This is a genomic window from Dactylosporangium thailandense (assembly GCF_059739745.1).
The window spans coordinates 2046965-2069975 of the sequence record NZ_AP029195.1; the positions used below are offsets into that span (position 1 = coordinate 2046965).

Here is a 23011-nt window from a genome sequence, read left to right on the forward strand (position 1 = left end):
GCGAACATCATGGACGAACTGGAGTTCCGGGCCTCGCTGCGCGACGCCCTCGACCACACCACCGCGCCGCCGAGCATGCCGCCGGGCGGTGCCCTGCAGGCCGGCCGCCGCGCGGCCCGGCGCCGCACGCTCGCCACCGGGGCCGCCGGGGCTGGCGTGCTCGCCATCGTCACCGCGCTCGGCCTGGTGGTGGCCACCGCCGGCTCGGGCGCCCAGCAGGCCGCCGGCCCCGGCGCCCCGAGCCCCGTCCCGCTGGCCAGCGGCAACGGCCCCAGCGCGAACGGCACCCCGAGCCCGGTGCCGATCGGGACCGGCGGGGAGACCAAGCCCGTCTGGCCCACCGGCGTGGACGGCTCGCCGCAGGGCGACCGCACCGCTCGGGCCGGCCGCAAGGCCGACGCCGCGAAGGCCCTCGCCGCGCACGTGATCTCGCTGGTGCCGGCCGGCTACACCGCCGTTCCCGACGCGCCGATGAACATCGTGCAGGCCCAGTTCGAGGACAAGGTCGGCGGCCAGGACCGCTGGAGCTACCTGGTCACCCTGGAGATCCGCAAGGGCGCCACCGCCGGGCAGCTGATCGTGGAGGTGTACGAGCCGGGCCTGCGCCCCGGCGCCGGCCTGTGCGACCTGATCTTCTGGTCCGCGCCGGGCACCTGCACGACCGTGCAGTCCGGCGGCCAGACCGTCGCGCTGTCGACCGGCAGCAAGACCGACGGCCGGCTCGACAAGTGGTCGACGTACCGCTACCCCGACGGCACGACCGTCTACGTCGCGCAGTCCCGGCAGGGCAACTTCACGCCGGAGAACACCGCCCCGCCGCTGACCGAGCTGCCCTTCGACGACCAGCGGCTCGCCGCGCTCGCCCTCGACCAGGCCTTCCACATCGTCGCCTGAGCCACCGCACCGGCGGCGGCACCCGGGTCGCCCGGCCCGGGTGCCGCCGCCGTATCGTGCCGCCCATGACCGAACCCGTGCAGACCCGCGGCGAGCAGCGCACCGAGCTGCTGGCCGTCGACACCAACCACGACGGCGTCAACGACGTCCTCGCCATCGACACCGACGGCAACGGCAAGGCCGACCTGTTCCAGCTCGACAGCGACGGCGACGGCCAGGTGAACGTCACCATGGTCGACCTGGACGAGGACGGCGTCATGGACACGAAGGTCGACGGCGACGGCGGGCACCCGCTGCCGTAGCCGGCGCACCCCGCCACCACCCGGCCGAGGGCCGCCCCCGCCGCACCGGAGGCGGCCACCACCTCGGTGTCGCCCCCGGCTCCGCGCCTCCGATGGGATGATCGCCGGGTGAGTGTCGAGCAGGCACGCGTCATCGTGCGAGGCGGCAACATCGCGGTCACCTGGCTGGACGGCCGCGCGTATCCGGGCCTCCACGTGCAGGGCGACACGTTCTCCGTGCTGCATCGAGCCTTCGCCGACGCGGCCGCCCGGTTGCGCCGCGCCGCCGACGACGAGGAGGCGCTGGACGATCTCGACTACGCGGTGGGGGAGATGACCGACATGCTGCGCTTCTACGCGTCGGCACTGGCGGACCAGGGCCTTGCGAGGCCCTACGTCCGCGACGAGCCGTAGTCCCAGCGACGGTCAGTAGCAGGGCTGACCGCGCGACTCGGCCTCGATCGCCTTCGCCTATGTGTTCACACGCACGTACCGGTTGGCCCGGGCTCGACGCGTACCTGGGGGAGTTCGGCGTTGACGGCCTCCCAGGAGATGTCGCCGGCCGGTAGGTGCCGCGCGTTGGCGCGCGCGGCTGCCGCGGCGACGCGCAGCGACTCCGCTACGTCCACGGCGGTCCCGCGCAGCCGGTGCGCGGCGAAGCCGGCGAGAAACGCGTCGCCGCTGCCCACCGGCAGCGCGCCGGCGATCGGCTCGTGCGTCACGGCGAGCCGGGTGCCGTCGTCGCCGAGGTACCGGGCCCCGGAGGAGCCATCGGTCACCACGACGGCATGAGCCCCCATCGACCGGAGCGCGGCCAGCGGGTCGGCCGCACCGTGCGTCGCGGCCGCCGCCTCGTGCGCGTTCACCTTGACCAGCGCCGGCCCGCGCCGCACCGCCTCAATCAGCGCCGGGCCGTCGGAGTCGACGACGACGGCCACTTCCCGGGCCGCCGCGAGATCCACGATCTGGGCCAGCGCGTCGACCGGCAGTCCCGGGGGCACCCGCCCGGACACCGCGACCAGGTCGCCCGGCTCGAGCGCGGTGATCTCGCCGGCCAGCACGTCGCGCAGGACGGGCCAGACGGTCGGCGGTACGGGCGGGACCGGCTCGTACACCTCGGTCAGCACGCCGGCGTCGTCGAGCAGGCACAGGCACTGCCGGGTCTCGGCGCCGCTGTCGACGAACCGCACGTCCAGTTCGCCGGCGAGCGCCCGTACCGTGCGGCCGGTCTCGCCACCGACCAGGGACACCGACCGGACCCGCACGCCGAGCCCGGCCGCCGCGCGGGCCGCGTTGAGGCCCTTGCCTCCGGCCTGGACCAGGATCTCGCGGGGCCGGTTGATCGCGCCGAGCCGCGTCTGCGGCAGCCACGCGTACCGGTCCAGTGACGTCGCCAGGCCGACGACGAGCAGGCGGCTCACCCGGCGAGCAGGGCGGGGTCGGGCACCACGGTCATCGGACCCTCGGTGCGGATCGCGGCGGCGGCGACGCGGACACCGGCCCGGGCCGCCGCGACCGGGTCGGCGCCGGCGAGGGCCGCGGCGATGAAGCCCGCCGCGAATGCGTCGCCCGCCCCGTCGGTGTCGACCGGCTCCACGGCCAGGGCGGGGACGTGGGTCGTGCCGGAGGCCCCGGCCACCGATGCGCCGCCCGCCCCGGATGTCGTGCACACGGTCGCGCCGGCCGCGACGAGGGCCCCGGCGTCGACGCCGAGCGCCTCCAACTCGCCTTCGCTGGGCAGCAGCACGTGCGCGAGCCGCAGCGCGTCGACGAGCGCCGCCCGCGAGGCGGGGTCGAGCGCCTCCGGTCGCACGTTGGGGTCGACGGAGATCCGCGCGCCGGCCGCGTGGGCCCGGGCCAGGGCCGTCAGCGCGGTGCTGGCCAGCGGCTCGCCGAAGATCAGCGCCGAGCCGGACATGTGCAACCAGGCCGCCCGCTCTGGCAAGTCGGCGAGGTCCGCGACGGTGACCCGGGCGGCGGCCGTGCCCGCCACCCGGAAGTCGAACTCGCGGTGCTCGCCACGGTACGTGATGTAGGCCGTGGCGGTCGGCGCGTCGTCGCTGACCGCCAGCCGGTCGATGGCGACGTGACCGGCCGCGAGGCCGTCGGCCATCACCTTGCCCAGAGGGTCGCGGCCGACGCCGCCGACGAAGCTCACCGGCACGCCGAGCCGCCCGGCCACGTACGCGGCGATCGCCGGCGAGCCGCTGGCCCACGGCCCGGTGTAGGGCGCGTCCGAGTCGGCCGTGACGTCGCGCTGGTACGCGACGATGGCCTCGCCCACGATCAGCAGCATGGGTTCATCCTCAACGCCCGGCCGTGTCCGTGTCCACGGGGTGGCCGCCGTGCACGATCGTCCGCAGCCCGGCCAGGACGGCCTCGGGGCGCTCGGCGCGGAACACCCGGCGGCCGAACATCACGCCCGCGGCGCCGGCGGCCATCGAATCGGCGGCGAGCCGCATCGTGTCGCTCTCGTCGTCGCCGCCGGGGCCGCCGGCGACCAGGATCGGTGCGTAGCAGCTCTCCGCGACCGGCGCGAACGCCTCGACTGAGCCGTTCCAGACCGCCTTGACCAGGTCGGCGCCGATGTCGGCGGAGATCCGGCAGTACAGCGAGAGAACATCGGTCCCGAGCGCCTCGGCGCCCTCCGCCTCGAGCGCCGAGCGCGGCTCGATGATCACCGCGACGCCGACCCGCGCCGCGTCCCGGACGATGCGGGCGTTGCGCTCGATCTCGGCGCGTTCCAGCCGGCTGTCGCGCTGGCCGATGTAGAGGTATGTCATGACGGCGTCGACCCCGGCGGCGGCGACCTCGTCGAGCGTCGCCAGCTGGGCGAGCACGCCCTCGCTGCGCCCGTCCTGGCCCGGTGTGTAGATACGGCGGCCGTGATTCTTCCAGTCGAGATGGAGCACGAGGGCCGGCCGGTCACGGCCGACGAAGGTGTCCTCGACCAGCGGGAGCATGCCCGGCGTCACCATCACGCCGTCGGCGGTGGCGAGCCTGGCGAACACCGACTCGATCTCGCCGCGGGTCCGCAGCCCGGCCGGCGGCCCGCTCATCACGCCGTGCGAGGCGGCCACGACGATTGCCTTGCCGGTGCTCGGGTCCAGCAGCCGGCCGAGCCTGATCCTCTTGCCCGTACGGGAATCCATGTCTTGCCTCTCTTGAGTGGCCCGGGCGGCTCCGGCCGCCCGGGCAGGGTGCTCACGCCGCGGGGCAGGTGAAGCTGTAGAGGTACTTCTGCACCTCAGGCGAGTTGAGGTTGTCCTTGGTCGCCACGACCGCGCCGGTCGAGATCTTCTTGGTGACGGGCTTGCCGGTGAGCGCGTTGATCGCCTGTTCGCCGGCGCTCACACCTTCGTCGTACGGCTTGAGCACGACCTGCGCCGCGACCTCACCGTCCTGGATCTGCTTGACGCCGGGCGGGTTGGCGTCGAAGCCGACGATGGTGACGTTGTTGTCGTTTCTCGCCCGCAGCGCCGCGACCGCGCCCTCGGTGTTGAACGCGGCGGTGGAGAAGATGCCGACCAGGTCGGGGTGCGCGGCGACGGTCGAGGAGACGATCGAGGACGCGGTCTGCACACTGTTGTTGGAGTACTGCTGGCCGAGGTCCTTGAGCGCGGGCGCGGCCTTCAGGCCCTCGGCGAAGCCCTTGAACCGGTCGTCCGTGGTGGTGACCCCGGCCGAGAGGTTCACCGTGAGCACCGAGCCGGACTTGCCGCCGAGCAGCTCGATCAGCTTCGCGGCGGCGGTCTTGCCGGCCTCGATGTTGTCGGAGCTGACCTCCGCCTCGGCGATCGACGGGTCCTCCAGCGTGGTGTCGACCAGGACCACCTTGATGCCCTGCGCGGTGGCCTGCTTGAGCGGCGCGTAGAGGGCCTTGCTGTCGGTCGGCGCGATGATGATGACGTCCGGCTTCTTGGCGATGACCGCCTGCAGGATCGGGATCTGGTCGGTCGGGCTGAACGTCTTGGGCGCCTGCACGTCGACGGTGGAGCCGGTGGCCTTGGCCGCGGCCTGGACGCCGCAGGCGACTGAACCGTAGTAGGCGTCGTTGGCGACGCCGGGGATCAGCGCGATCTTGAAGGCGCCGGTCTTGCCGTCGCCGCCGCCGTTGCCGGAGTCGGCTCCGCAGGCGGCCAGGGAGGTCAGGAGCAGTGCCGCGGCGGCGGTTGCGCTCCATCGAAGCATACGCATGGGGGTGTCCTTTCGACCGAGGGGCTAGCGTTTGGTGCGGGAGCGGCGGCGGAGTTGGTCGAGGTAGACCGCGACGACCAGCACGACGCCGACGGTGAAGTCCCGCCAGAAAGAGTTGAGGCCGACGATGACCAGGCCGTTGGCGAGGACGGCGGGGATCATGGTGCCGACCAGGGTTCCCCACATCGTGCCGATGCCGCCGAAGAGGCTGGTGCCGCCGATGACGACCGCGGCGATCACCGCGAGGTTGTCGGTGCTGTGCCCACTGAGCGTGGTGGAGCCGAACTCGGCGTAGCTCATGATTCCGGCGAGGCCGGACAGCAGGCCGGCCAGGGCGTAGACGCTGATGAGGTGGCGGTCGACGTTGATGCCGGCGCGGCGGGCGGCCTCGAGGTTCGAGCCGATCGCGTAGGTGCGCCGGCCGTACCGCGTGAAGGCGAGAATGCCGCCGCCGGCCAGTGCCATGAGCAGCGCCACGATGACCAGCCAGGGCAGCCCTAGGAGCCGGCCGACGCCGAGGGTGTCGATGAGCTCGTTGGGGATGTCCTTGAGATCGTTGCCGTCCGTGACGATCTGGGCCAGGCCCTGCGCGGCGCCGAACGAGCCGAGGGTGGCGATCAGCGGCGGTACCCGCAGCTTGGTGATGACGATGCCGTTGATCGCGCCCCAGACCGCGCCGGCGAGCAGCGAGACGGCGATGCCGACGATGCTCGCGGCCCAGCCGTGCGGGCCCATCGCGACCATGACCTTGCCCGCGATGACGCCGGAGAAGACGAGCACCGAGCCGACCGACAGGTCGACGCCGCCGGCGACCAGGACGAATGTCGCGCCGGCCGCCATCACGATCAGCAGGGACGCGTTGATCAGCACGTTGATGAGGTTGGCGCTGGTCAGGAACGCGCCCGGGTTGAGAGCGCCGAAGATGACCACGATGACCAGCAGGATCGCGGTGATGTCCGTGGCCGAGCCGAGCAGCAGCCGGCGGCCGCGGCCGCGGACCGGCGATCCGGCCGGCGCCTCGGTTGTGGTGCCCGTCGTGGTCATGCTGCGTCCTCGCTCGTGAAGGCGCCGGTCATCGCGGCGACGACCTGCTGCTCGTTGGTGTCCCTGGTGACGAGCCGCGCGACGCGCCGCCCGAGCCGGAGTACCTCGATGCGGTCGGAGACGGCCATCACGTCGGGCAGGCTGTGGCTGATCAGCACCACGCCTCGGCCGGAGTCGCGGACCTGGCGGATCAGGTCGAGCACGGCGCGGGTCTGCGGCACCCCGAGCGCCGCCGTCGGCTCGTCCATGAGCACCAGCTGGTCGGCCCACGTGACCGCCCGGGCCACCGCGACGCTCTGCTGCTGACCCCCGGAAAGCGTGGCAACGGGCGCCGCCGGGTCCTTGATGTTCACCTTGAGCTCGGCGAGCACCTCGCGGGTCCGGTCGGCCATGCGGCGCTTGGCGAGCACGCCGAGCCGGCCGAGCAAGCCCCGGGCGAGCTCTTCGCGGCCGAGGAAGAGGTTGGCCGCGGTGTCCAGGTCCGGGGCCAGCGCGAGGTCCTGGTACACGGTCTCGATGCCGAGGCCGTGGATCTGGCTCGGTGTGAGCCCGGCGATGGACCGGCCGCGGAACAAGATCTCGCCCTCGTCGGGTGCGTGCACGCCGCAGATCGTCTTGACCAGCGTGCTCTTGCCGGCCCCGTTGTCTCCCATCAGCGCCACCACCTCGCCCGCGTTCACCGAGAAGCTGGCGCCGCGCAGCGCCTCCACGGCGCCGAACCGTTTCCTGATCCCGCGTGCCTCGAGCAGTGGGGTTGCTGTCACCGCTTCTCACCTTCCCGTCTGGGAGCCGGGCCGTCGGACCATCGGCGAAAATTCAGAAATCTGTTTGTTGAGCCGAGGCTAGGAGCGATGATCGGAGCGTGTCAAGCACGAGATTGCACCTCGCCCAGTCCTTGACAGTTCAGTTTTTTGAGGATTGAGTGAGCGCATGTCCGACCCATCGAGCCACCCCCTTTCCCCAGTGATCGACGCGCTGCGCCGGTCACTCGGCCCCGACGCGGTCCGCATCGACGACGCCGATCTCGATGCCCGCAGCCACGACACCTGGCCGGTCGCGACGGTCTGGGCGAAGCTCGGCCGCCATCCGTACCGGCCGGACGCCGTGGTGCTCGCCCGCGGCCTGTCCGACGTCGTCGAGACGCTGCGCATCGCCGCCGCGACCGGCACACCGGTCACCGCGTGGGGCCTGGGGTCCTCGGTGACCGGCCAGCCGCTGCCGGTGCGCGGCGGCATCGTGCTGGATCTGTCCGGGTACGTCACCGAGCCGGAGCTCAACGAGACCGACCGGACGGTGACGGTCGCAGCCGGGCTGCGCGGCAGCGACCTCGAGGCCTGGCTCAACGAGCGCGGCCGCACGCTGAACCACTTCCCGCAGTCGCTCGGCCGCTCTACCGTCGGCGGCTGGGTCGCCACCCGTGCCACCGGCCAGTTCTCCTCCCGCTACGGCGGCATCGAGCAGCTGCTCGTGGGCTGTCAGGTGGTGCTCGCCGACGGGACAGTCACGGACCTCGGCCAGCGCCCGCGCTCCGCCACCGGACCCGATCTCAAGCAGCTCTTCATCGGCTCCGAGGGCACCCTGGGCATCGTCACCCGGGTCACGCTCAAGGTGTACGCGCTGCCCGAGCACCGGATCGTCGAGGCGTTCACGCTGCCGGACGTCGAGGCCGGGCTGGCGGCAATGCGACACATCAGCCAGGCGGGCCTTCGGCCGTTCCTGGTCCGTTTCTACGATCGGGACGAGGCGGCACACGCGGTGCCCGGCATGCCGGCCGCCGGACCGGTATTGTTCCTTGGGCATGAAGGCATGACCGCCGTCGCCGTCGCCGAGCACGCCGCTGCTACGACGATCGTCGAGTCGCTGGGAGGGACGAGCATGGGGGCGGCACCGGTCGACGCCTGGCTCGAGCGCCGCTTCGACTTCTCCACCGTGGAGCGCCTGCTCGCCGAGCACGGCGGATACGCGGAGACGGTCGAGGTGGCCAACGTCTGGAGTCGTCTCGCGCCGATGTACGCCGAACTGAAGCACGAGCTGGCGCCTCTGGCCGGCGAGGTCCTCGGGCACTTCTCCCACGTCTACGAGCAGGGATCGTCGCTGTACGTCATCCTGCTCGGCCGTGCGCCCGACGACGAGACCGCGCTGAGCCGGCTGCAGGAGATCTGGGCGCGCGCCATGAAGGTCGTCGTCGCGCACGACGGCGAAATCTCCCACCACCACGGCGGTGGCCTGGCCCGCCAGGCCTGGGTCGAGGAGTCGCTCGGCACCGGCTTCCCGGTGCTGCGCAGGCTGAAGGAGAGCCTCGACCGCGCGCAGCTGCTCAACCCCGGCAAACTCGGATTCGGACCGCGGCCTTGACGTCCTCGAAACCCGACGTCCGCGCCTACGTCGCCCGGTTACTGCTGACCCGGGAGGTCGGCCAGCGCATCCCGACCGTGCAGGAGATGCAGGCCAGCACCGGCGCCGGCACCGGCACCGTGGTCAAGGCGCTGCGCACCCTGCAGGACACCGGTGCGGTCACACTGACCGCCCGCGGGCACCAGGGCACCGTCGTGGTCAGCCGCGACGTCGGGCAGCTGTGGAACACGGCCGGGCTCGGCAACTTCCGCATGGTCCTGCCGCCGCAGGGGCCGCTGGAGCAACAGGGCATCCTCGACGTCCTCCAGGACGCCCTGCACGCGGTGGGCGTCTCCGTCGTCGTCAGCTTCCGGCCCGGCGCGCTCACCCGGCTCGAGGACGTCTACCACGAGCGGGTCCACGCCACCGTCACGTCGGCCGGCGCGCTGGCCCGGCACCGGGAGAACCTGCCAGGCCTGACCGGCCTCGACCTCGGCCCGGGGACCTTCTACTCCAACGGCTCGCTCGTCGTCGTCGAGCACGCCACCCGCGCGCCGCGCACACCGCTGCGGGTGGGCATCGACCGCAACTCGTACGACCACCAGCGGCTCAGCGAGGCCGAGTTCCGCGATCGGCAGCCCGAATACGTCGAGTGCCCGTTCGTCCTCGCACCGGCGGCCGTCCTGGCCGGCGACGTGGACGCAGCCGTCTGGCACTCCATGCCGACGGTGATCCCGCCGGAGCTCGCTGGGCTGCGGCTCGGCCCGCTCACCACGACGGCCGGCCGTGAGGTGGTCCGCCAGATCTCACCCGCGGCGATCGTGACCCGCAGCCTCGACCCCGGCGTCAACGCCCTGCTCCGCCACGTGCGGCCGCCCGACGTCGCCGCCAGGCAGAACAAGATGCTCAAGGCCGCCGCGAGCGACGGCTACCTCGGAAGCTTGCGCCTGCACTGAATGCTCCGCGAGTCAGATGAAGGTGGCCGGCTCAGCCGGACTACTGGCATGCGCGTGGATCTCGTTGAAGGTCACCCGGGAATTGGCCGTCGCCACCGGCGGGCACGACGTCGTCGCCCTCGGCGTCGCCCCCGACGGCACCACGCGCAGCATGCAACTGGCCGTCACGGTCACGGCCGCCGGTGCGAGCGGCACCACGACGCTCGCCACCACCGGTCGCGACCTCAGCGGGCCGCTCGCCACCGCGCCGCTGGCGATCGCCCTCGGTGCCCTGCTGCGCCTCGGCCGCCCGGGCCGCCCGGTCCGCCCGAGGACCTGACGGCGCCGGGCCGAGCGCCCGCTACGCGGACAGGGTGAGGTTCTGGAACGTGGCGGTGCCGTTGTAGGTGTTCACGCCCACGGAGCCCGAGCCGAACGTGGCGTCCGAGGCGTCGATCACCTTCGTGCCGTTGAGGTACACGGCGATGCTCGGCCCGCGGGCGACGACCTTGAGGTGGTACGTGCGGCCCTCCAGGATCGGGGTCGCGTAGACGGCGATGTCGCGCCCGGGGCGCCACAGCTTCACCAGGCCGCCGGTGTCGACGTTCGCGGTGTAGTGCTGGGTGCCGTCGGCGCTCGCGCGGAAGGTCAGGGCCGCGGCCACGCCGTTGACGACCCGCACGTCGCCCTCGTACGTCAGGTCCGCGGCCGTCGAGGCGCTGAGGTAGAAGGCGTCGCCGGCGGCGTTGCCCTTCAGGCCGGTGGCCGGCACGGTCCAGGTGCCCGCGGCCGGGTGCCAGGGGCCGGCCAGGTTGGTGCGCAGGCCCACGCCGTTCAGGGTCGGGCCGGCCAGGACCGCGGTGCCGTGGAAGACGTTCAGGCCCAGGCGCCCGGAGGTGTACGTCGTGTCCGTGGCGTCGATCACGGGAGCGGCGCCGTGGTCGAGGTACACGCGGATCCGCGAACCCGTCGTCACGACCTTGAGGTGGTAGAAGCGGCCCGTCGCGATCGGGGTCGCGTAGGTGGCGATCTCGCGGCCCGGGCGCCACAGCTTGACCACGCCGGTGGTGTCGATGTTCGCGGTGTAGTGCTGGGTGCCGTCGGCGCTGGCGCGGAACGTCAGGGCGGCGGCGGTTCCGCTGACGATCTTGATGTCGCCCTCGTAGGTGAAGTCGGCGGCGGTCGTACCGCTGAGGTAGAACGCGTCGCCCGCCGCGGTGCCCTGTTTGCCGCCGGCGGTGTCGGTCCACGTGCCGCCGGCGGCGCTCCAGGGGCCGGCCAGGTTGCTGTCCAGTGTGGACTCGGCGGTGCCCCAGGCCCTGCCCAGGCGGTAGAACTGCAGGGACACCAGGTTGACGGTGCCGCCCTCGGCGTACACCTGGATGCCCTGGCTCGTCGGCGCGGAGTTGAAGCCGACGTTGTCGCTGACCGAGAGCCGGCCGTCGTTGCCGAACACCTCCAGCTGCCCGCGGTCGACCAGCACGCGCATCTTCACCCGGCCGTTCACGGGCGACAGGGCCCGGCCGTACAACGTCTGCGCCGCCCGGTCGTAGCCGACGGACCGGTCGTAGGAGCCGTCGGCGCGGGTGTGCAGCCGCAGGCCGAACGCGCTCGCGGTGGCGCCGTTGACGTCGAACTCGGCGGTCACCTCGTAGGTGTCCGCGGTCGCGACCGTGAGCGGGCTGCCCGCGCCGACGGCCCGGTTCGCGTAGGACACGCCGCCGGAGCGCAGGGTGGAGATCTCGCCGATCGGGTTGCGGGTCAGGCGCACGCCCTCGGGGAACGTCTTGAGCGCCAGCTGCGCCGGGAAGGTCTGGTCGCCGGTCCAGGTGCTGCCGTGGTTGCCGGGCTGCCAGCTCATCTGGATGCGCCGCCCGTCGGGGACCCCGGTGAAGGTCTGCCCCGCGTAGAACGTGCCGTCGGCGGTGTTCGCGCCCATGTCCATCCGCTGCGGCGACGACCAGTCGGAGCGGAACGTCGTGCCGTCGAAGCTGCCGATCACGTACTCGCCCGAGGCGTCGGTGAGCACCCATTTCTGGTTCGCCGGGTTGCCGTCCACGGCCAGCGGGAACATGTCCGGGCACTCGAAGAACCAGCCGGCCGGGAAGCGGCTCGCGAAGGTCCAGTCCAGCAGGTTCGGCGAGGTGTAGAACGAGGCTCCGTTGCCCCCGCCGTCGTTCCAGACCACCATCACCCACCGGTTCGAGGCGGCGTGCCAGAACACGTGCGGATCGCGGCTCGTCCCGCCCGGCACGACGACCTTGCGCCCGTGGTCGAAGCTCTGGAACGTCCGGGCGCCGTCGGTGCTGTAGTGCACGGTGACGCCGTCGGTGCCCGCGAACACGAGGATCGGGTCGTCGTCGCCGCTCTTGAGCCCGGTGACGTTCGCGGTGTCGACGACACCGTTGCCGGACCACAGGTCGCCGGGGTGCACGCCGGGCTCGAGGGCGATCGGGCGCTGGGTCCAGTGGACCATGTCGGGGCTCGTGGCGTGGCCCCAGTGCATGGTGTCCCAGGCCAGGCCGTGCGGATTGTGCTGGAAGAACAGGTGGTAGGTGCCGCGGTAGTAGACCATGCCGTTCGGGTCGTTCATCCAGCCGGCGCGCGGGCTGAAATGGAACTGGCCGCGCAGCGGCTCGTCGTACGCGGTGGCCGGATAGGGGAACTCGGGATAGTCGGCGACGGTGCCGGCGGAGGCGGCGGCGGGCGGCAGCGCGACGAGCGCGGCCACGGCCAGCAGCAGCCCGGCGGCACAGGACAGCAGGCGTCTTCTCATGATGGCCCTCCCGGTGGCGGCCGGAATCGCGAACCGTGCTTTGACAACGTTGTCAAAACCGGCCCGCTGGAGCCGCGGTCATAAGCCGCGGACTGGGACGTCAACGTTGTCAGTCTTCGCCTTACTGCGACGGCGGTCAATATGTTCGGCGCGAAGAGCGGCCGGCCCGCCCCCGGCGCCGGCGTCTGGGCGCCCGCGGGACGGCCCCGGGACAGCGCTGCGTAACTTTCATGGCCCTCGTGCTTGGGCCCGGAAGCGCTTCGACTGGGAGAGCCGTTGTCAGCCATCGATGGATCTCCAAAGTCCCGGAGACCGTCCCGCGGCGGGCTTGATCGACATTTCCGGGTCCCGCGATTCGTGGCAGCATCCTCAGCCACGTGGAGCCCTCACGTGGGGAGACGGGCGTTCTGGCGAAAGCTGATCTTCCGAGGGCTCCACGCCGCCACCCCTCCCGGGCGTCCCGGCGGATCTTTCCGGCGTAAGTTTCAGGCCCGCTACCAGGCACTTACGAGGTAAACGCGGTCCTCGCCGACGATCACCTTGACGCGGTCCCGGGACGGTACGGACGGTAATCGCACCTCGATTCCGACCCGTCAATGTTAGGAGAGTCGATGAGGCGCAAGATCGCCCTCATATCGGCCGCCGCCGTCGTGGCGACCGCCGGTACCGTCGTGGTCGCCAATCAGGCGTTCGCGGCCGCCGGGTGTTCGGCCAAGTACACGATCGTGGGCTCATGGCCGGGCGGGTTCCAGGCCCAGGTCGACGTCACCAACCTCGGTGACGCGCTCACCAGCTGGAACGTCGGCTGGGACTTCGGCAACAGCTCGCAGACGATCACCCAGATCTGGAACGCCAACAAGACCCAGTCCGGTGTGCACGTCAACGCCACCAGCCTGAGCTACAACGGGAGCGTCGCCACCAACGGCGTGATCTCGTTCGGCTTCACGGGTGCGTGGAGCGGCAGCAACCCGGCCGGGACCAACTTCACGGTCAACGGCACCGCCTGCACGGGCGGCACCACCGGCGGCCCGTCGTCGCAGTCGCCGTCCCCGTCGACCTCGCCGTCGAACCCCAGCGGCATCCCGAGCGTGACGCTGACCAGCCCGACCACCGGCTCGACGTTCACCGCGCCGGCCACGGTCAGCCTGGCCGCCAACGCGAGCGTCACCGGCAGCACCATCAGCAAGGTCGAGTTCTACAACGGCACGACGCTGCTGGGCACCGACACCAGCGCGCCGTACACCTACAGCTGGACGAACGTCGCGGCCGGCAACTACACGGTGAGCGCGAAGGCGTACACCGCGGCCAACCAGACCGCCACCAGCTCCTCGGCGGCGATCAGCGTGACCACCGGGGGCGGCAACAACGGCACCCACGTGGACAACCCCTACGTGGGCGCCAAGGTCTACGTGAACCCGGACTGGTCGGCCAAGGCCGCCGCGGAGTCCGGCGGCAGCCGGATCTCCAACCAGCCCACCGGTGTCTGGCTGGACTCCATCGCCGCCATCACGGCGCCGACGGGCTCGGGCTACACCACCAGCATGGCCAAGCACCTGGACAACGCGATCGCCCAGGGCGCGACGGCGGCGCAGTTCGTGATCTACGACCTGCCCGGCCGTGACTGCGCGGCGCTGGCCTCCAACGGCGAGCTCGGCCCGACCGAGATCGACCGCTACAAGACCGAGTACATCGACCCGATCGCCGCGATCGAGGCGAACCCGAAGTACGCGGGCATCCGCATCATCAACATCATCGAGATCGACTCGCTGCCGAACCTCGTGACCAACGCGGACGGCCAGGCCGGTGCCACGGCGGCCTGCGCGACGATGAAGGCCAACGGCAACTACGTGACGGGCATCCAGTACGCCCTGAGCAAGCTGCACGCCGCGGGCACGAACACCTACAACTACATCGACGCCGCGCACCACGGCTGGATCGGCTGGGACAGCAACTTCAACCCCTCGGCCGCGCTGTTCGCCAGCACCGCCAAGGGTGCTGTCGGTGGCGTCAACACGGTCGACGGCTTCATCACCAACACGGCGAACTACTCGGCCCTGTCCGAGCCGTGGGTGCAGCCGACGACCACGGTCGGCGGCCAGAACATCCGCCAGTCGAAGTGGGTGGACTGGAACCAGTACACCGACGAGCTGACCTTCGCGCAGGCCTTCCGCAACCAGCTGGTCTCGCAGGGCTTCAACTCGAACATCGGCATGCTGATCGACACCTCCCGCAACGGCTGGGGCGGCTCGGCCCGGCCGACCGCGGCGAGCACCTCGACCGACATCAACACCTACGTCGACGCCTCCCGCATCGACCGGCGCATCCACGCCGGTAACTGGTGCAACCAGAGCGGTGCGGGTCTCGGCGAGCGTCCGCGGGCGACCCCGGCCGCCGGCATCGACGCCTACGTGTGGATCAAGCCCCCGGGCGAGTCCGACGGCTCCAGCTCGCTGGTCCCGACCGGCCCGAACAACCCGGGTGGCAAGGGCTTCGACCGCATGTGCGACCCGACCTACACGGGTAACGGTCGCAACGGCAACAGCCTGAGCGGCGCGCTGCCGAACGCCCCGGTCTCCGGTGCGTGGTTCTCCGCGCAGTTCCAGCAGCTGATGCAGAACGCGTACCCGGCGCTCTAGCCGGCCGCGGCGTCACGAAACGCCACACGGCTCCATCGCACGTCCAGGAGGGCTCCCGGTCACCCGGGGGCCCTCCGCCCGTGTGCGGACGTTTCAGCGGGCGATCGTGCGGTACAGGGGCAGTCGTGACGCCTTTCGTGGTGGTGGCCAATCGGCTGCCGGTGGACGCGAGCCCCGGTGGCCTGGTCAGCGCCCTGCAGCCGATCGCCCGCAGCTCGGGCGGGGCCTGGGTGGGCTGGACCGGTGAGCCCGACGAGCGGCCCGAGCCGTTCGAGCACGAGGGCGTGCGCATTCACCCCGTCGAGCTCAGCGGCGACGACGTGGACCGGTACTACGAGGGGCAGTCCAACTCGACGATCTGGCCGCTGTTCCACGACAGCGTCGAGCCGCCCGTGCACCGGCGGGCCTGGCGGGTGGCGTACGAGCAGGTCAACCGGCGCTTCGCCGAGGCCGCCGCGGCCGCCTCGGCGAAGGGGGCGACGGTCTGGGTGCACGACTACCAGCTGTTGCTCGTGCCCGGGATGCTGCGCGAGCTGCGGCCCGACCTGCGTATCGGGTTCTTCCTGCACATCCCCTTCCCGCCGGTCGAGCTGTTCATGCAGCTGCCGCGGCGGGCCGAGTTCCTGCGCGGGATGCTCGGGGCGGACCTGGTGGGCTTTCAGCAGCCGCTCGCCGCGCAGAACTTCCTGCGCCTCACCGCGCAGCTGCTCGGGCTGCACCCGGATGGTGAGCGGGTGGAGTACGAGGGGCGCACGGTCACGGCCCGGGCGTTCCCGATCTCGATCGACGTGGCCGAGATCGAGACGCTGGCGGCCGACCCCGCCGTCCAGGACGATGCCCGGCGGCTGCGCAAGGACCTCGGCGGCGACCGCCGGCTGTTGCTGCTCGGCGTCGACCGGCTCGACTACACCAAGGGCATCGACCAGCGCATCGAGGCCTACGGCGAGCTGCTCGCCGACGGCACCATCACCAACGACGAGGCCGTCCTGGTGCAGGTCGCCACCCCGAGCCGGATGCGGGTCGAGCAGTACCGGCAGCTGCGCGAGCGGGTCGAGCGCGAGGTGGGCCGGATCAACGGGGAGTTCGGCGACGTCGGCCGGGTGCCGCTGCACTACCTGTTCCAGACGCGGACCCGGGCCGAGCTGGTCGCGCTCTATCTCGCCGCCGACATCATGCTCGTCACCCCGCTGCGCGACGGGATGAACCTGGTGGCCAAGGAGTACGTGGCCGCCCGCCGGGACGAGGGCGGCGCGCTGGTGCTCAGCGAGTTCACCGGCGCCCACTCGGAGCTGAGCGAGGCGTCCGGCGGCGCGTTCTCGGTGAACCCGTACGACGTCGACGACCTCAAGCGCGGCATCGCCGCGGCGATCGCGGCCGGCCCCGCGGACCTGGCCGGGCGGATGCGCCGGATGCGCGAGCACGTGCAGGCGCACGACGTCGACCGGTGGGCCCGCGCGTTCCTCGAGACACTCGGGTGAGTCACGCCGCGCCGGGGCCGGGCGCCGAGGCTAGGCTGTGGGCGTGGCTGAGCTGACCTGCGACCTGTTCGTGAGCGCCGACGGCTACGCGGCCGGCGACAACACCGAGGCCTTCTTCGGCTACGACGGCCCGGATCTGCAGGCCTGGATCGCCTCGGCGGGCCAGGATCGGATCCTCATGGGCCGCAACACCTACGAGGCCTTCCCGGACCTGGCCGCCGCGGTCTACTCCAACACGCTCACCTCCGCCGGCTCCGCGCGGCTGCTCAGCGGCGACCTGGCCCGGGCGGTCACCGCGTTCAAGGCCGGCTCGGACGGCCCGATCCGCACCATCGGCAGCCTGCGGCTGGTGGCCGGGCTCCTGGCGGCGGGCCTGGTGGACCACCTGCGGCTGATGGTGTTCCCGGTGACCATGGGCGCCGACGGCCGCGAGCACATCGAGCTGCCCCGCGTGGGCTACGAGCTCGCCGAGTCCCGGGTGCTCGACGGCCGCCTGGTCCTGCTCGACTACCGCCCGGGAACCGCGGGAGCGCCCGCCGCGTCGTAGGGCCATGCGAAGCGCTGCCGTCCTCGCCGTCGCCCTGCTCGTGCTCGCCGCCTGCGCCCGCCCGCCGGCCGCCCCGGCACCGCCGGCCGCGCCGCCCGAGATTCACCCGGCCTGGGTGGCGTGCCCGGCCGGTGAGGGCGACCCCACGGATGCGCTCGGCCTGCCCCGGCTCCCCACCGGCTTCGTCCCCGCCGAGGTGGTCGTCTGCGCGGACGGCCCGCAGACCCGCGACGACGGCGGCGAGGACCAGGTGCGCCGCGAACGCCGCGGCTCCGGCGGCGCCGCCCTGACCGCGGCCCTGAGCCTGCCGAGCGCGCCGCGGACCGCCGGGGCCTGCGACCTGAGCCTCGTCGGCGTGGTCTGGTTCGCGGTCCTCGACGCGACCGGCCGCTGGCTGCGCCCGGGCGTGGCCGCGGACGCGTGCGGCAAGCCCCGCATCGAGGTGCGCGACGCGCTGGAGCACCTGACCCTGACGACGGTCCGCACGACGGTGCTGGGCGAGATGAAGTCCTCGGCCGCGGCGAAGAGCGGGTGCGAGCAGGGGTGGAGCGACATGGCCGGCGCGGTCGCGGCCGACTCGGCCTCGCCGACCGGCGCGCCGGACGCGCCGCGGGGCCCGGTGCGGCTGTGCGTGTACACCGTGCCGGCGTCGGAGCAGGGCAGCGGCAAGCCGGCCGGCGACTTCGCCCGGGGCGGCCTGCTGCCCGAGGCCCGCTGGACCGCCCTGCGCGCGGAGCTGCTGGCGGCCGGCCCGGCGGTGCCGTGCCCCGCGCACGCGAGCCGCTTCGCGCTGTTGCGCCCCGGACGGCGTCGGCGGCGAGGTGTACGCCGAGCTGGACGGCTGCCACCGCCTGCTCTTCACGACGCCGTCGGGCACGGCCCTGCGCCAGGGCAGTGCCGGGCTGGCCGCGGAGATCGACCAGTCGCTCTGACCGCGGCTGTCCGTTCGGCGGTGCCGTTCCGGTGTCCGGGCCATTACCGTCGGTTCCGGTGACGCGGCTGAATGGGGGTTCGGGGCGTGGGACTGCTGCTGGAGGCCGTGACCGTGACGGGCCGGTCGCGGTGGCGGTGGCTGCTGTCCGACGAGGCGACCCGCACCCCGCTGGCCGACCACACGGTGAGCTTCGAGGAGCGGGACGGCCGCGAGGTCGAGGCGTTCCGGGACCTGCCGCGGTTCCTGCGGTGGAACGCGGAGCCCGACCGGCGGGTCGAGTCGGAGGCGGCGCTCGTCGACCGGCTGGGCGCGTGGATCGGCGAGCGGGTCCTCGGACCGTCGATCGCGGCCCGGATCCTCGCCGCGGCGCCGGTGACCGTGCGGGTGCGCGTGCCGGCCGAGGCCGATTTCCTGGTGTACGCGCCGCTGGAGCTGGCGCACGTGGGTGGTGTGCCGCTGGCGCGGCGCGGTGACGTGAGCCTGGTCTTCGACGTCGGCGGCCCGCCGGTCGCCCGTGCGGCCGGGGCGGATCGGCTGCGGATGGTGGCGGTGTTCAGCCTGCCGACGCAGAGCACGGCGCTGGCGCTGCGGCGGGAGCGGTACGAGCTGGTGCAGCAGGTGCGGGCGCTGGCGGCTCGGTCGCGGCGGATGGTCGAGCTGGAGGTGCTGCAGTACGGGGTGACCCGGGAGCTGCTCGAGCGGCGGGTGGCCGCGGGCGGCGGCCCGGACGTGGTGCACCTGTCCGGGCACGGCGGCTCCGGGATGGTGCTGCTCGAAACGGCGGACGGGGGCGCCGACCCGGTGGAGGCCGGGGACCTGGTGAAGGTTCTGGCCGCGGCGCGGGGCCGGCTGCGGCTGGTCGTGCTGTCCGCCTGCCAGTCGGCCGCGGCGTCGACGGCGGAGACCCTGCGATGGCTGCGGCTGGACGAGGCGGCCGACGCGGCGCAGGCGACGGCGGACGCGGAGGCGGACGGGGCCGAGGTGGTGACGGGCCTGGCGCGGATGGTGGCCAGCCGGGTCGGGTGCGCGGTGGTGGCGATGCGGTATCCGGTGGTGGACGACTTCGCGATCGCCTTGACGTCGTCGTTGTACGAGGGCCTGTTCGACCTGGATCTCGCGGTGGACGCGGCGCTGCGGCGAGCGCTGCCGGTGGCGGCGGGAACGGAGGCGTCCCCGGCGCGGCCGGCGCTGTCGATCGCGACCCCGACGCTGCTCGGCCCGGCCGGCGGATTGCTCCTGGCGCCGCCGCGTGGCCGCCCGCCGCTCGACCCGGCCGAGGTGCGGATGGCGGCGTTCCCGGACGAGCCGGAACGGTTCGTCGGCCGCACGGGCCCGATGGCGCGGGCCAGCCGGTCGCTGGCCAGCGACAGCGACCGCGGCGGGGTGCTGTTCCACGGGATGGCCGGCGGGGGCAAGACGTGGTGCGCGCTGGAGGTGGCGTACCGGCATCAGGATCGTTTCGACCAGCCGGTGTGGTGGCGGGCGCCGCTGCGGGACGAGGAGTGGCCCACCGCCCTGACCAGCCTCGCCCTGGCACTGGAGAACCAGCTTGCCGAGCGCGGGTTCGCGATGGTGGACAAGGTCGGCACCGCGGACGGCCTGGCCCGGTTCCTGCCCCAGCTGCGGGCGCTGCTGCGCACCAACGGGCTCCTGGTCGTCCTGGACAACCTCGAGACGTTGCTGACGCCGGACGGTGGGTGGCGCGACCCGCGCTGGGCGGACCTGATCGAGGTGCTGTCCGGGCACGGCGGCCTCTCGCGGCTGGTGCTGACCAGCCGCGTCGTGCCCGCGGGACTGTCCGGGATGCTGGTGGAGCCGGTGCACGCCCTGTCCCGCGACGAGACGGTGCTGCTGGCCCGGGAGCTGCCGAACCTGCGGCGGCTGCTGCACGCCGAGCCCGGCCCGCAACGCGCGAGCCCGGTCCAGGTCGACGCGGACCGCGGCCGGGTCCGGCGGGTGCTGCAGCTGGTCCAGGGCCATCCCAAGCTGCTGGAGCTGGCGGACCGCGCGGCGGCGGACGAGGCGACGCTGGTCGCGCACCTGGAAGCGGCCGAGGACGCGGCCGGAGGGCAGCCGCTCGCGGCGTTCTTCGCCCGGGGCGAGTCCACCCTGGACGACAGCGGCTTCACGCGGGTGCTCGCCTCGTGGACCACCAGCGCCATGCAGACCCTGCCCGACGACGCCCGGTTGCTCCTGCAGCTGCTGGCCGGCATGGAAGAGGACGACCGGCTGCTGATCCTGGCCGACCTCGCGTGGGCCGGGCTGCGCCAGATGCTGGGGCTCGCCGGCCCCGGCGGGGACTTCGGCGTCGCGGCCGCCCCGCTGCTGGCCGCGGCGCTGGTCGAGCAGCGCGAGCTCGCCCCGCCCCCCGGCGGGGCCGACCGGGTGGGGTGGCGATACGGGCTGCATCCCGGTGTCGCGGAGACGGTGCGGGCGCTGACCCCGGCCGGGGTCCGCACCGCCGTCGACACCGTGCTCTCCGGCTTCTGGACCGGGCTGATCCGCGCGCAGATCGGACGGGAGGGCGGCGAGGACACCGCGACCGTGGTGCGGGCCGGGCTCGCCGCCGCCCCGTACCTGCTCCGGCTCGCCGACTGGGACACCGCCGCCTGGGTGGTGGAACTGGCCCTGATGCGCGACGAGACGGCCGGCGTCGCGCAGGTGGCGGTCGCCTACCTGCGCCGCGTCGCGGACGCCACCGGGGCACCGGACGACATCGCCACGCTGGGCCGCGCGACCGGCCGCATCGACGCCGCGGCGGGTGAGCGGCTGGTGCGGGCCGGGCTGGAGCGGGCGGTCGCGGCCGAGGACCATCGAACCGCCAGCGCCATCGCGGGGGAGCTGGTCAACCTGCTGCGCGACTCCGGGCGGCTGCAGGAGGCGCTCGAGCTCGCCGACCGCAAGGTGGAGATCGCCGAGCGGGCCGGGCTGGGGCCGTGGACCCGGCTGTCGGTCCAGGGGCAGCGGTTGCAGATCGCGTATCTGATGGGCCAGCCGGAGGAGGTGCTCGCCGAGGCCCGCCGCCTCGTCGCCGACATGGCCCGGCTCCCGGAGCAGAAGGGCGCGAACGAGACCGTCAACCCGTTCACGGTGCGGGAGGGCCTGCTCAACCTCGGCGTCGCGGCCGCCGCCTCGCTGGGGCACTGGCAGGAGGCGCTGGACTTCAGCGCCGACCAGCTCGCGAGCATGCGGGCCCGGGGCGCCGGCGACCACGCGGTCACCGTCGTCAGGTTCAACGAGTACTCGTCGCTGATCCGGCTGGGCCGGTTGGACGAGGCGGAACTGCTGCTGACGTCCTGCCAGCAGGTCTTCGAGGACTACCAGGACATCGTCGGCCTGGCCCGGGTCTTCGGCGGCCGGGCCGACCTGGCGAACCGGCGCGGCCGCCACGATCAGGCGGTCGAGCTCGAGCACGCCGCCCTCCGTCTCACGTACGCCAGCCCGTTCCCCGACGCGATCGCCATGTCGCACAACAACCTGGCCGGCTACCTGGTCCGCGCCGGTGCCGATCCGGCCGACCGGATCGCGCACTGGATCGCGGCCGCTACCATTCGCCATCTGATCGGGCAGAACCACGGGTTCACCGGCACGGTGCGGGCGCTGGCTCGCGAGATGCGGGAACATCCCGGCGCGGCGGTCCCGGCCACCATCGCGGACCTGGCGCTCACCGTCGAACGGGTCGAGGGCGCCCGGTTCGCCGCCCTGACGGCCGCGCTCACGAGTGACTCCGGCATCGCCGCGCACGCACTCGCCACCGTGCTCGACGCCGCCCGCACCCTGCCGGCCGACGACGCCTACGACGTGCAGCGTCATCGCAACGAGTGGGAGCCGGAGCTCGCCCTCCTGGTCGCCGCCGTCCGCGGTGACCAGAACGCCGCCGCGACCATCGACGCGATCCTCGCCGGGCTCGCGCGGAGCGAGGACTGGGCGTCCCTGGCCGCGGTGCTGCGCCGGATCCTCGGCGGCGAGCGCGATCCCGACCGGCTGCTGCCCGGGCTCGACCCGATCGACACCGCCATCGCCACCCGGGCCTTGGACGCGCTCGCCGGCCGGATCACCCTGCGCCCCGTCAGCATCCCGCCCGCCGGCACCGATCCGGCCACCGTCGAGCCGTGGCCGGCCATCATCGCCGCCGTGGCCGCCGCCGCGAGCGGCGACGGGACCGCCGGCGGCGGCATCGCCGGATTCCTCGACGAACTGGCCGCCCGCAACGAATGGGCTTCCCTCGCCGGCGTCCTGCACCGCATCATCGCCGGTGCCCGGGACCCGCGACAGCTCCTGGCCGGACTGGACCCGACCGACACCCGCATCGCCGCCGCCGTGCTCGAACGCCTCAACGACGCCGCCCGCAACGCCGAGGAGACCACGTGACCGCATCCCTGCCGGATCTGACCGCCCTGCCCGACATCGACGCCGTGCGGCTGCTCGCGCTCGTCGCCGACTACGCCAGCGCGCTGCCGGACCTCGCCCACCAGCGCCGGACCGCCGACCGCCTCGGCGAGGCCGCCGCCGACGTCACCGCCGACTTCGGGGACGCGGTCACCGACGGCGACCTCGCGCGCGCCGCGCTCGCCTACCTCGCCACCACGCCGGAGGGCACGCCCGCGCTCTCCGCGGCCGCCGCGATCCCGGCCGGCAACACCCGGTTCGACCCCACCGGCCTGCTCGTCGGTGCGCTGGTCGTGGCCGTCCTGCAGACCGACGTCGACCTCACCCGCGACAGGGACGGCCGCTGGAAGCTGCACATCCGCAAGCACGCGATGCGCGACTCCACGCTGGCCGCCCTCGTCGCCAAGCTGCTCAGCTACTACCGGCAGAACCGTCCGTAGCGGGCTATGACCTAGTTTCCTAGGACAGCGTAGGGGGTGTGGCGGGGCGGACGGTTGTCTCAAGGCGGGACGAAAGCCGCCGAACAGGCCGGTGATCAGCAAGGCGGCGGCACCCGAGGAGCAACC

At 73.0% G+C, this 23011-nt stretch carries 19 protein-coding genes; 12 read left to right on the forward strand and 7 right to left on the reverse strand.

From position 1 onward, the window contains the following. Nucleotides 1-9: 9 nt before the first annotated feature. From AC6JBM_RS08955 to AC6JBM_RS08965, 3 genes are all read left to right on the forward strand, one after another. A complete protein-coding gene (locus AC6JBM_RS08955; protein ID WP_497983122.1) occupies nucleotides 10-894 on the forward strand; it encodes a hypothetical protein in 885 nt (294 codons plus the stop codon). A 65-nt stretch (nucleotides 895-959) separates the two neighbouring features. After that, nucleotides 960-1196, forward strand: coding sequence for a hypothetical protein (locus AC6JBM_RS08960; protein WP_350622455.1), 237 nt, complete (start codon nucleotides 960-962; stop codon nucleotides 1194-1196). Nucleotides 1197-1304: 108 nt separating this feature from the next. After that, entirely contained in the window at nucleotides 1305-1589 is a 285-nt protein-coding gene (locus AC6JBM_RS08965) for a DUF6959 family protein (protein WP_497983123.1), read from the forward strand. 65 nt (nucleotides 1590-1654) lie between these two features. Here AC6JBM_RS08965 and AC6JBM_RS08970 read toward each other — a convergent pair whose 3' ends face one another. Genes AC6JBM_RS08970 through AC6JBM_RS08995 form a run of 6 tightly spaced genes read right to left on the reverse strand, consistent with a single transcriptional unit; the run spans nucleotide 1655 to nucleotide 7180 of the window. After that, nucleotides 1655-2596 (reverse strand): PfkB family carbohydrate kinase, encoded by a 942-nt coding sequence (locus tag AC6JBM_RS08970; RefSeq protein ID WP_497983124.1) that lies wholly within the window; start codon nucleotides 2594-2596, stop codon nucleotides 1655-1657. Continuing rightward, on the reverse strand, nucleotides 2593-3471 hold the full coding sequence (locus AC6JBM_RS08975; RefSeq protein ID WP_497983125.1) for a carbohydrate kinase family protein: 879 nt from the start codon (nucleotides 3469-3471) through the stop codon (nucleotides 2593-2595). Before AC6JBM_RS08975 ends, AC6JBM_RS08970 begins: the two co-directional genes overlap by 4 nt. A gap of 10 nt (nucleotides 3472-3481) precedes the next feature. Further along, a complete protein-coding gene (locus AC6JBM_RS08980) occupies nucleotides 3482-4327 on the reverse strand; it encodes a class I fructose-bisphosphate aldolase (protein ID WP_350622449.1) in 846 nt (281 codons plus the stop codon). Between the two features lie 52 nt (nucleotides 4328-4379). Further along, nucleotides 4380-5372, reverse strand: coding sequence for an ABC transporter substrate-binding protein (locus tag AC6JBM_RS08985; protein WP_497983126.1), 993 nt, complete (start codon nucleotides 5370-5372; stop codon nucleotides 4380-4382). Nucleotides 5373-5396: 24 nt separating this feature from the next. Next, nucleotides 5397-6416 carry an ABC transporter permease gene (locus tag AC6JBM_RS08990; protein WP_497983127.1) on the reverse strand — a complete coding sequence of 340 codons (1020 nt, stop codon included), beginning with the start codon at nucleotides 6414-6416 and terminating at the stop codon, nucleotides 5397-5399. Next, complete coding sequence (locus AC6JBM_RS08995; protein WP_497983128.1) at nucleotides 6413-7180, reverse strand: ATP-binding cassette domain-containing protein; 768 nt, start codon at nucleotides 7178-7180, stop codon at nucleotides 6413-6415. Before AC6JBM_RS08995 ends, AC6JBM_RS08990 begins: the two co-directional genes overlap by 4 nt. Before the next feature lie 166 nt (nucleotides 7181-7346). On the opposite strand from AC6JBM_RS08995, the gene AC6JBM_RS09000 reads away from it, so the two are divergent. From AC6JBM_RS09000 to AC6JBM_RS09010, 3 genes are all read left to right on the forward strand, one after another. Then, a complete protein-coding gene (locus tag AC6JBM_RS09000) occupies nucleotides 7347-8771 on the forward strand; it encodes an FAD-binding oxidoreductase (protein ID WP_497983129.1) in 1425 nt (474 codons plus the stop codon). Beyond that, the gene (locus tag AC6JBM_RS09005; RefSeq protein WP_497983130.1) at nucleotides 8768-9706 is read left to right on the forward strand and encodes a YhfZ family protein; all 939 of its coding nucleotides are present in this window, start codon (nucleotides 8768-8770) and stop codon (nucleotides 9704-9706) included. Before AC6JBM_RS09000 ends, AC6JBM_RS09005 begins: the two co-directional genes overlap by 4 nt. 82 nt (nucleotides 9707-9788) lie before the next feature. Continuing rightward, entirely contained in the window at nucleotides 9789-10025 is a 237-nt protein-coding gene (locus AC6JBM_RS09010) for a hypothetical protein (RefSeq protein WP_497983131.1), read from the forward strand. A 21-nt stretch (nucleotides 10026-10046) separates the two neighbouring features. Here the strand turns inward: AC6JBM_RS09010 and AC6JBM_RS09015 are convergent, their stop codons facing one another. Continuing rightward, on the reverse strand, nucleotides 10047-12461 hold the full coding sequence (locus AC6JBM_RS09015; protein ID WP_497983132.1) for a glycoside hydrolase family 32 protein: 2415 nt from the start codon (nucleotides 12459-12461) through the stop codon (nucleotides 10047-10049). 611 nt (nucleotides 12462-13072) lie between these two features. Between AC6JBM_RS09015 and AC6JBM_RS09020 the strand changes: the two genes are divergently transcribed. The 6 genes from AC6JBM_RS09020 (at nucleotide 13073) to AC6JBM_RS09045 (ending at nucleotide 22885) form a co-directional block, all read left to right on the forward strand. Continuing rightward, entirely contained in the window at nucleotides 13073-15097 is a 2025-nt protein-coding gene (locus tag AC6JBM_RS09020; RefSeq protein ID WP_497983133.1) for a glycoside hydrolase family 6 protein, read from the forward strand. A 125-nt stretch (nucleotides 15098-15222) separates the two neighbouring features. Next, nucleotides 15223-16575 carry an alpha,alpha-trehalose-phosphate synthase (UDP-forming) gene (locus tag AC6JBM_RS09025; protein WP_497983134.1) on the forward strand — a complete coding sequence of 451 codons (1353 nt, stop codon included), beginning with the start codon at nucleotides 15223-15225 and terminating at the stop codon, nucleotides 16573-16575. A 43-nt stretch (nucleotides 16576-16618) separates the two neighbouring features. Then, nucleotides 16619-17122 (forward strand): dihydrofolate reductase family protein, encoded by a 504-nt coding sequence (locus tag AC6JBM_RS09030; protein ID WP_497983135.1) that lies wholly within the window; start codon nucleotides 16619-16621, stop codon nucleotides 17120-17122. A gap of 4 nt (nucleotides 17123-17126) precedes the next feature. Then, nucleotides 17127-18116, forward strand: a complete 990-nt coding sequence (locus AC6JBM_RS09035) for a hypothetical protein (RefSeq protein WP_497983136.1) — start codon at nucleotides 17127-17129, stop codon at nucleotides 18114-18116. Between the two features lie 24 nt (nucleotides 18117-18140). Further along, nucleotides 18141-22427, forward strand: a complete 4287-nt coding sequence (locus tag AC6JBM_RS09040; RefSeq protein WP_497983137.1) for a CHAT domain-containing protein — start codon at nucleotides 18141-18143, stop codon at nucleotides 22425-22427. Beyond that, a complete protein-coding gene (locus AC6JBM_RS09045; protein WP_497983138.1) occupies nucleotides 22424-22885 on the forward strand; it encodes a hypothetical protein in 462 nt (153 codons plus the stop codon). Before AC6JBM_RS09040 ends, AC6JBM_RS09045 begins: the two co-directional genes overlap by 4 nt. The last annotated feature ends 126 nt before the right edge of the window (nucleotides 22886-23011 follow it).

Coding starts and splice junctions, on each gene's coding strand:
- AC6JBM_RS09000 (WP_497983129.1), top strand. CDS start 7,347: ATGTCCGACCCATCGAGCCACCCCCTTTCCCCAGTGATCGACGCGCTG.
- AC6JBM_RS08975 (WP_497983125.1), bottom strand. CDS start 3,471: ATGCTGCTGATCGTGGGCGAGGCCATCGTCGCGTACCAGCGCGACGTC.
- AC6JBM_RS09015 (WP_497983132.1), bottom strand. CDS start 12,461: ATGAGAAGACGCCTGCTGTCCTGTGCCGCCGGGCTGCTGCTGGCCGTG.
- AC6JBM_RS08980 (WP_350622449.1), bottom strand. CDS start 4,327: ATGGATTCCCGTACGGGCAAGAGGATCAGGCTCGGCCGGCTGCTGGAC.
- AC6JBM_RS08990 (WP_497983127.1), bottom strand. CDS start 6,416: ATGACCACGACGGGCACCACAACCGAGGCGCCGGCCGGATCGCCGGTC.
- AC6JBM_RS09035 (WP_497983136.1), top strand. CDS start 17,127: ATGCGAAGCGCTGCCGTCCTCGCCGTCGCCCTGCTCGTGCTCGCCGCC.
- AC6JBM_RS08985 (WP_497983126.1), bottom strand. CDS start 5,372: ATGCGTATGCTTCGATGGAGCGCAACCGCCGCCGCGGCACTGCTCCTG.
- AC6JBM_RS08960 (WP_350622455.1), top strand. CDS start 960: ATGACCGAACCCGTGCAGACCCGCGGCGAGCAGCGCACCGAGCTGCTG.
- AC6JBM_RS09020 (WP_497983133.1), top strand. CDS start 13,073: ATGAGGCGCAAGATCGCCCTCATATCGGCCGCCGCCGTCGTGGCGACC.
- AC6JBM_RS08955 (WP_497983122.1), top strand. CDS start 10: ATGGACGAACTGGAGTTCCGGGCCTCGCTGCGCGACGCCCTCGACCAC.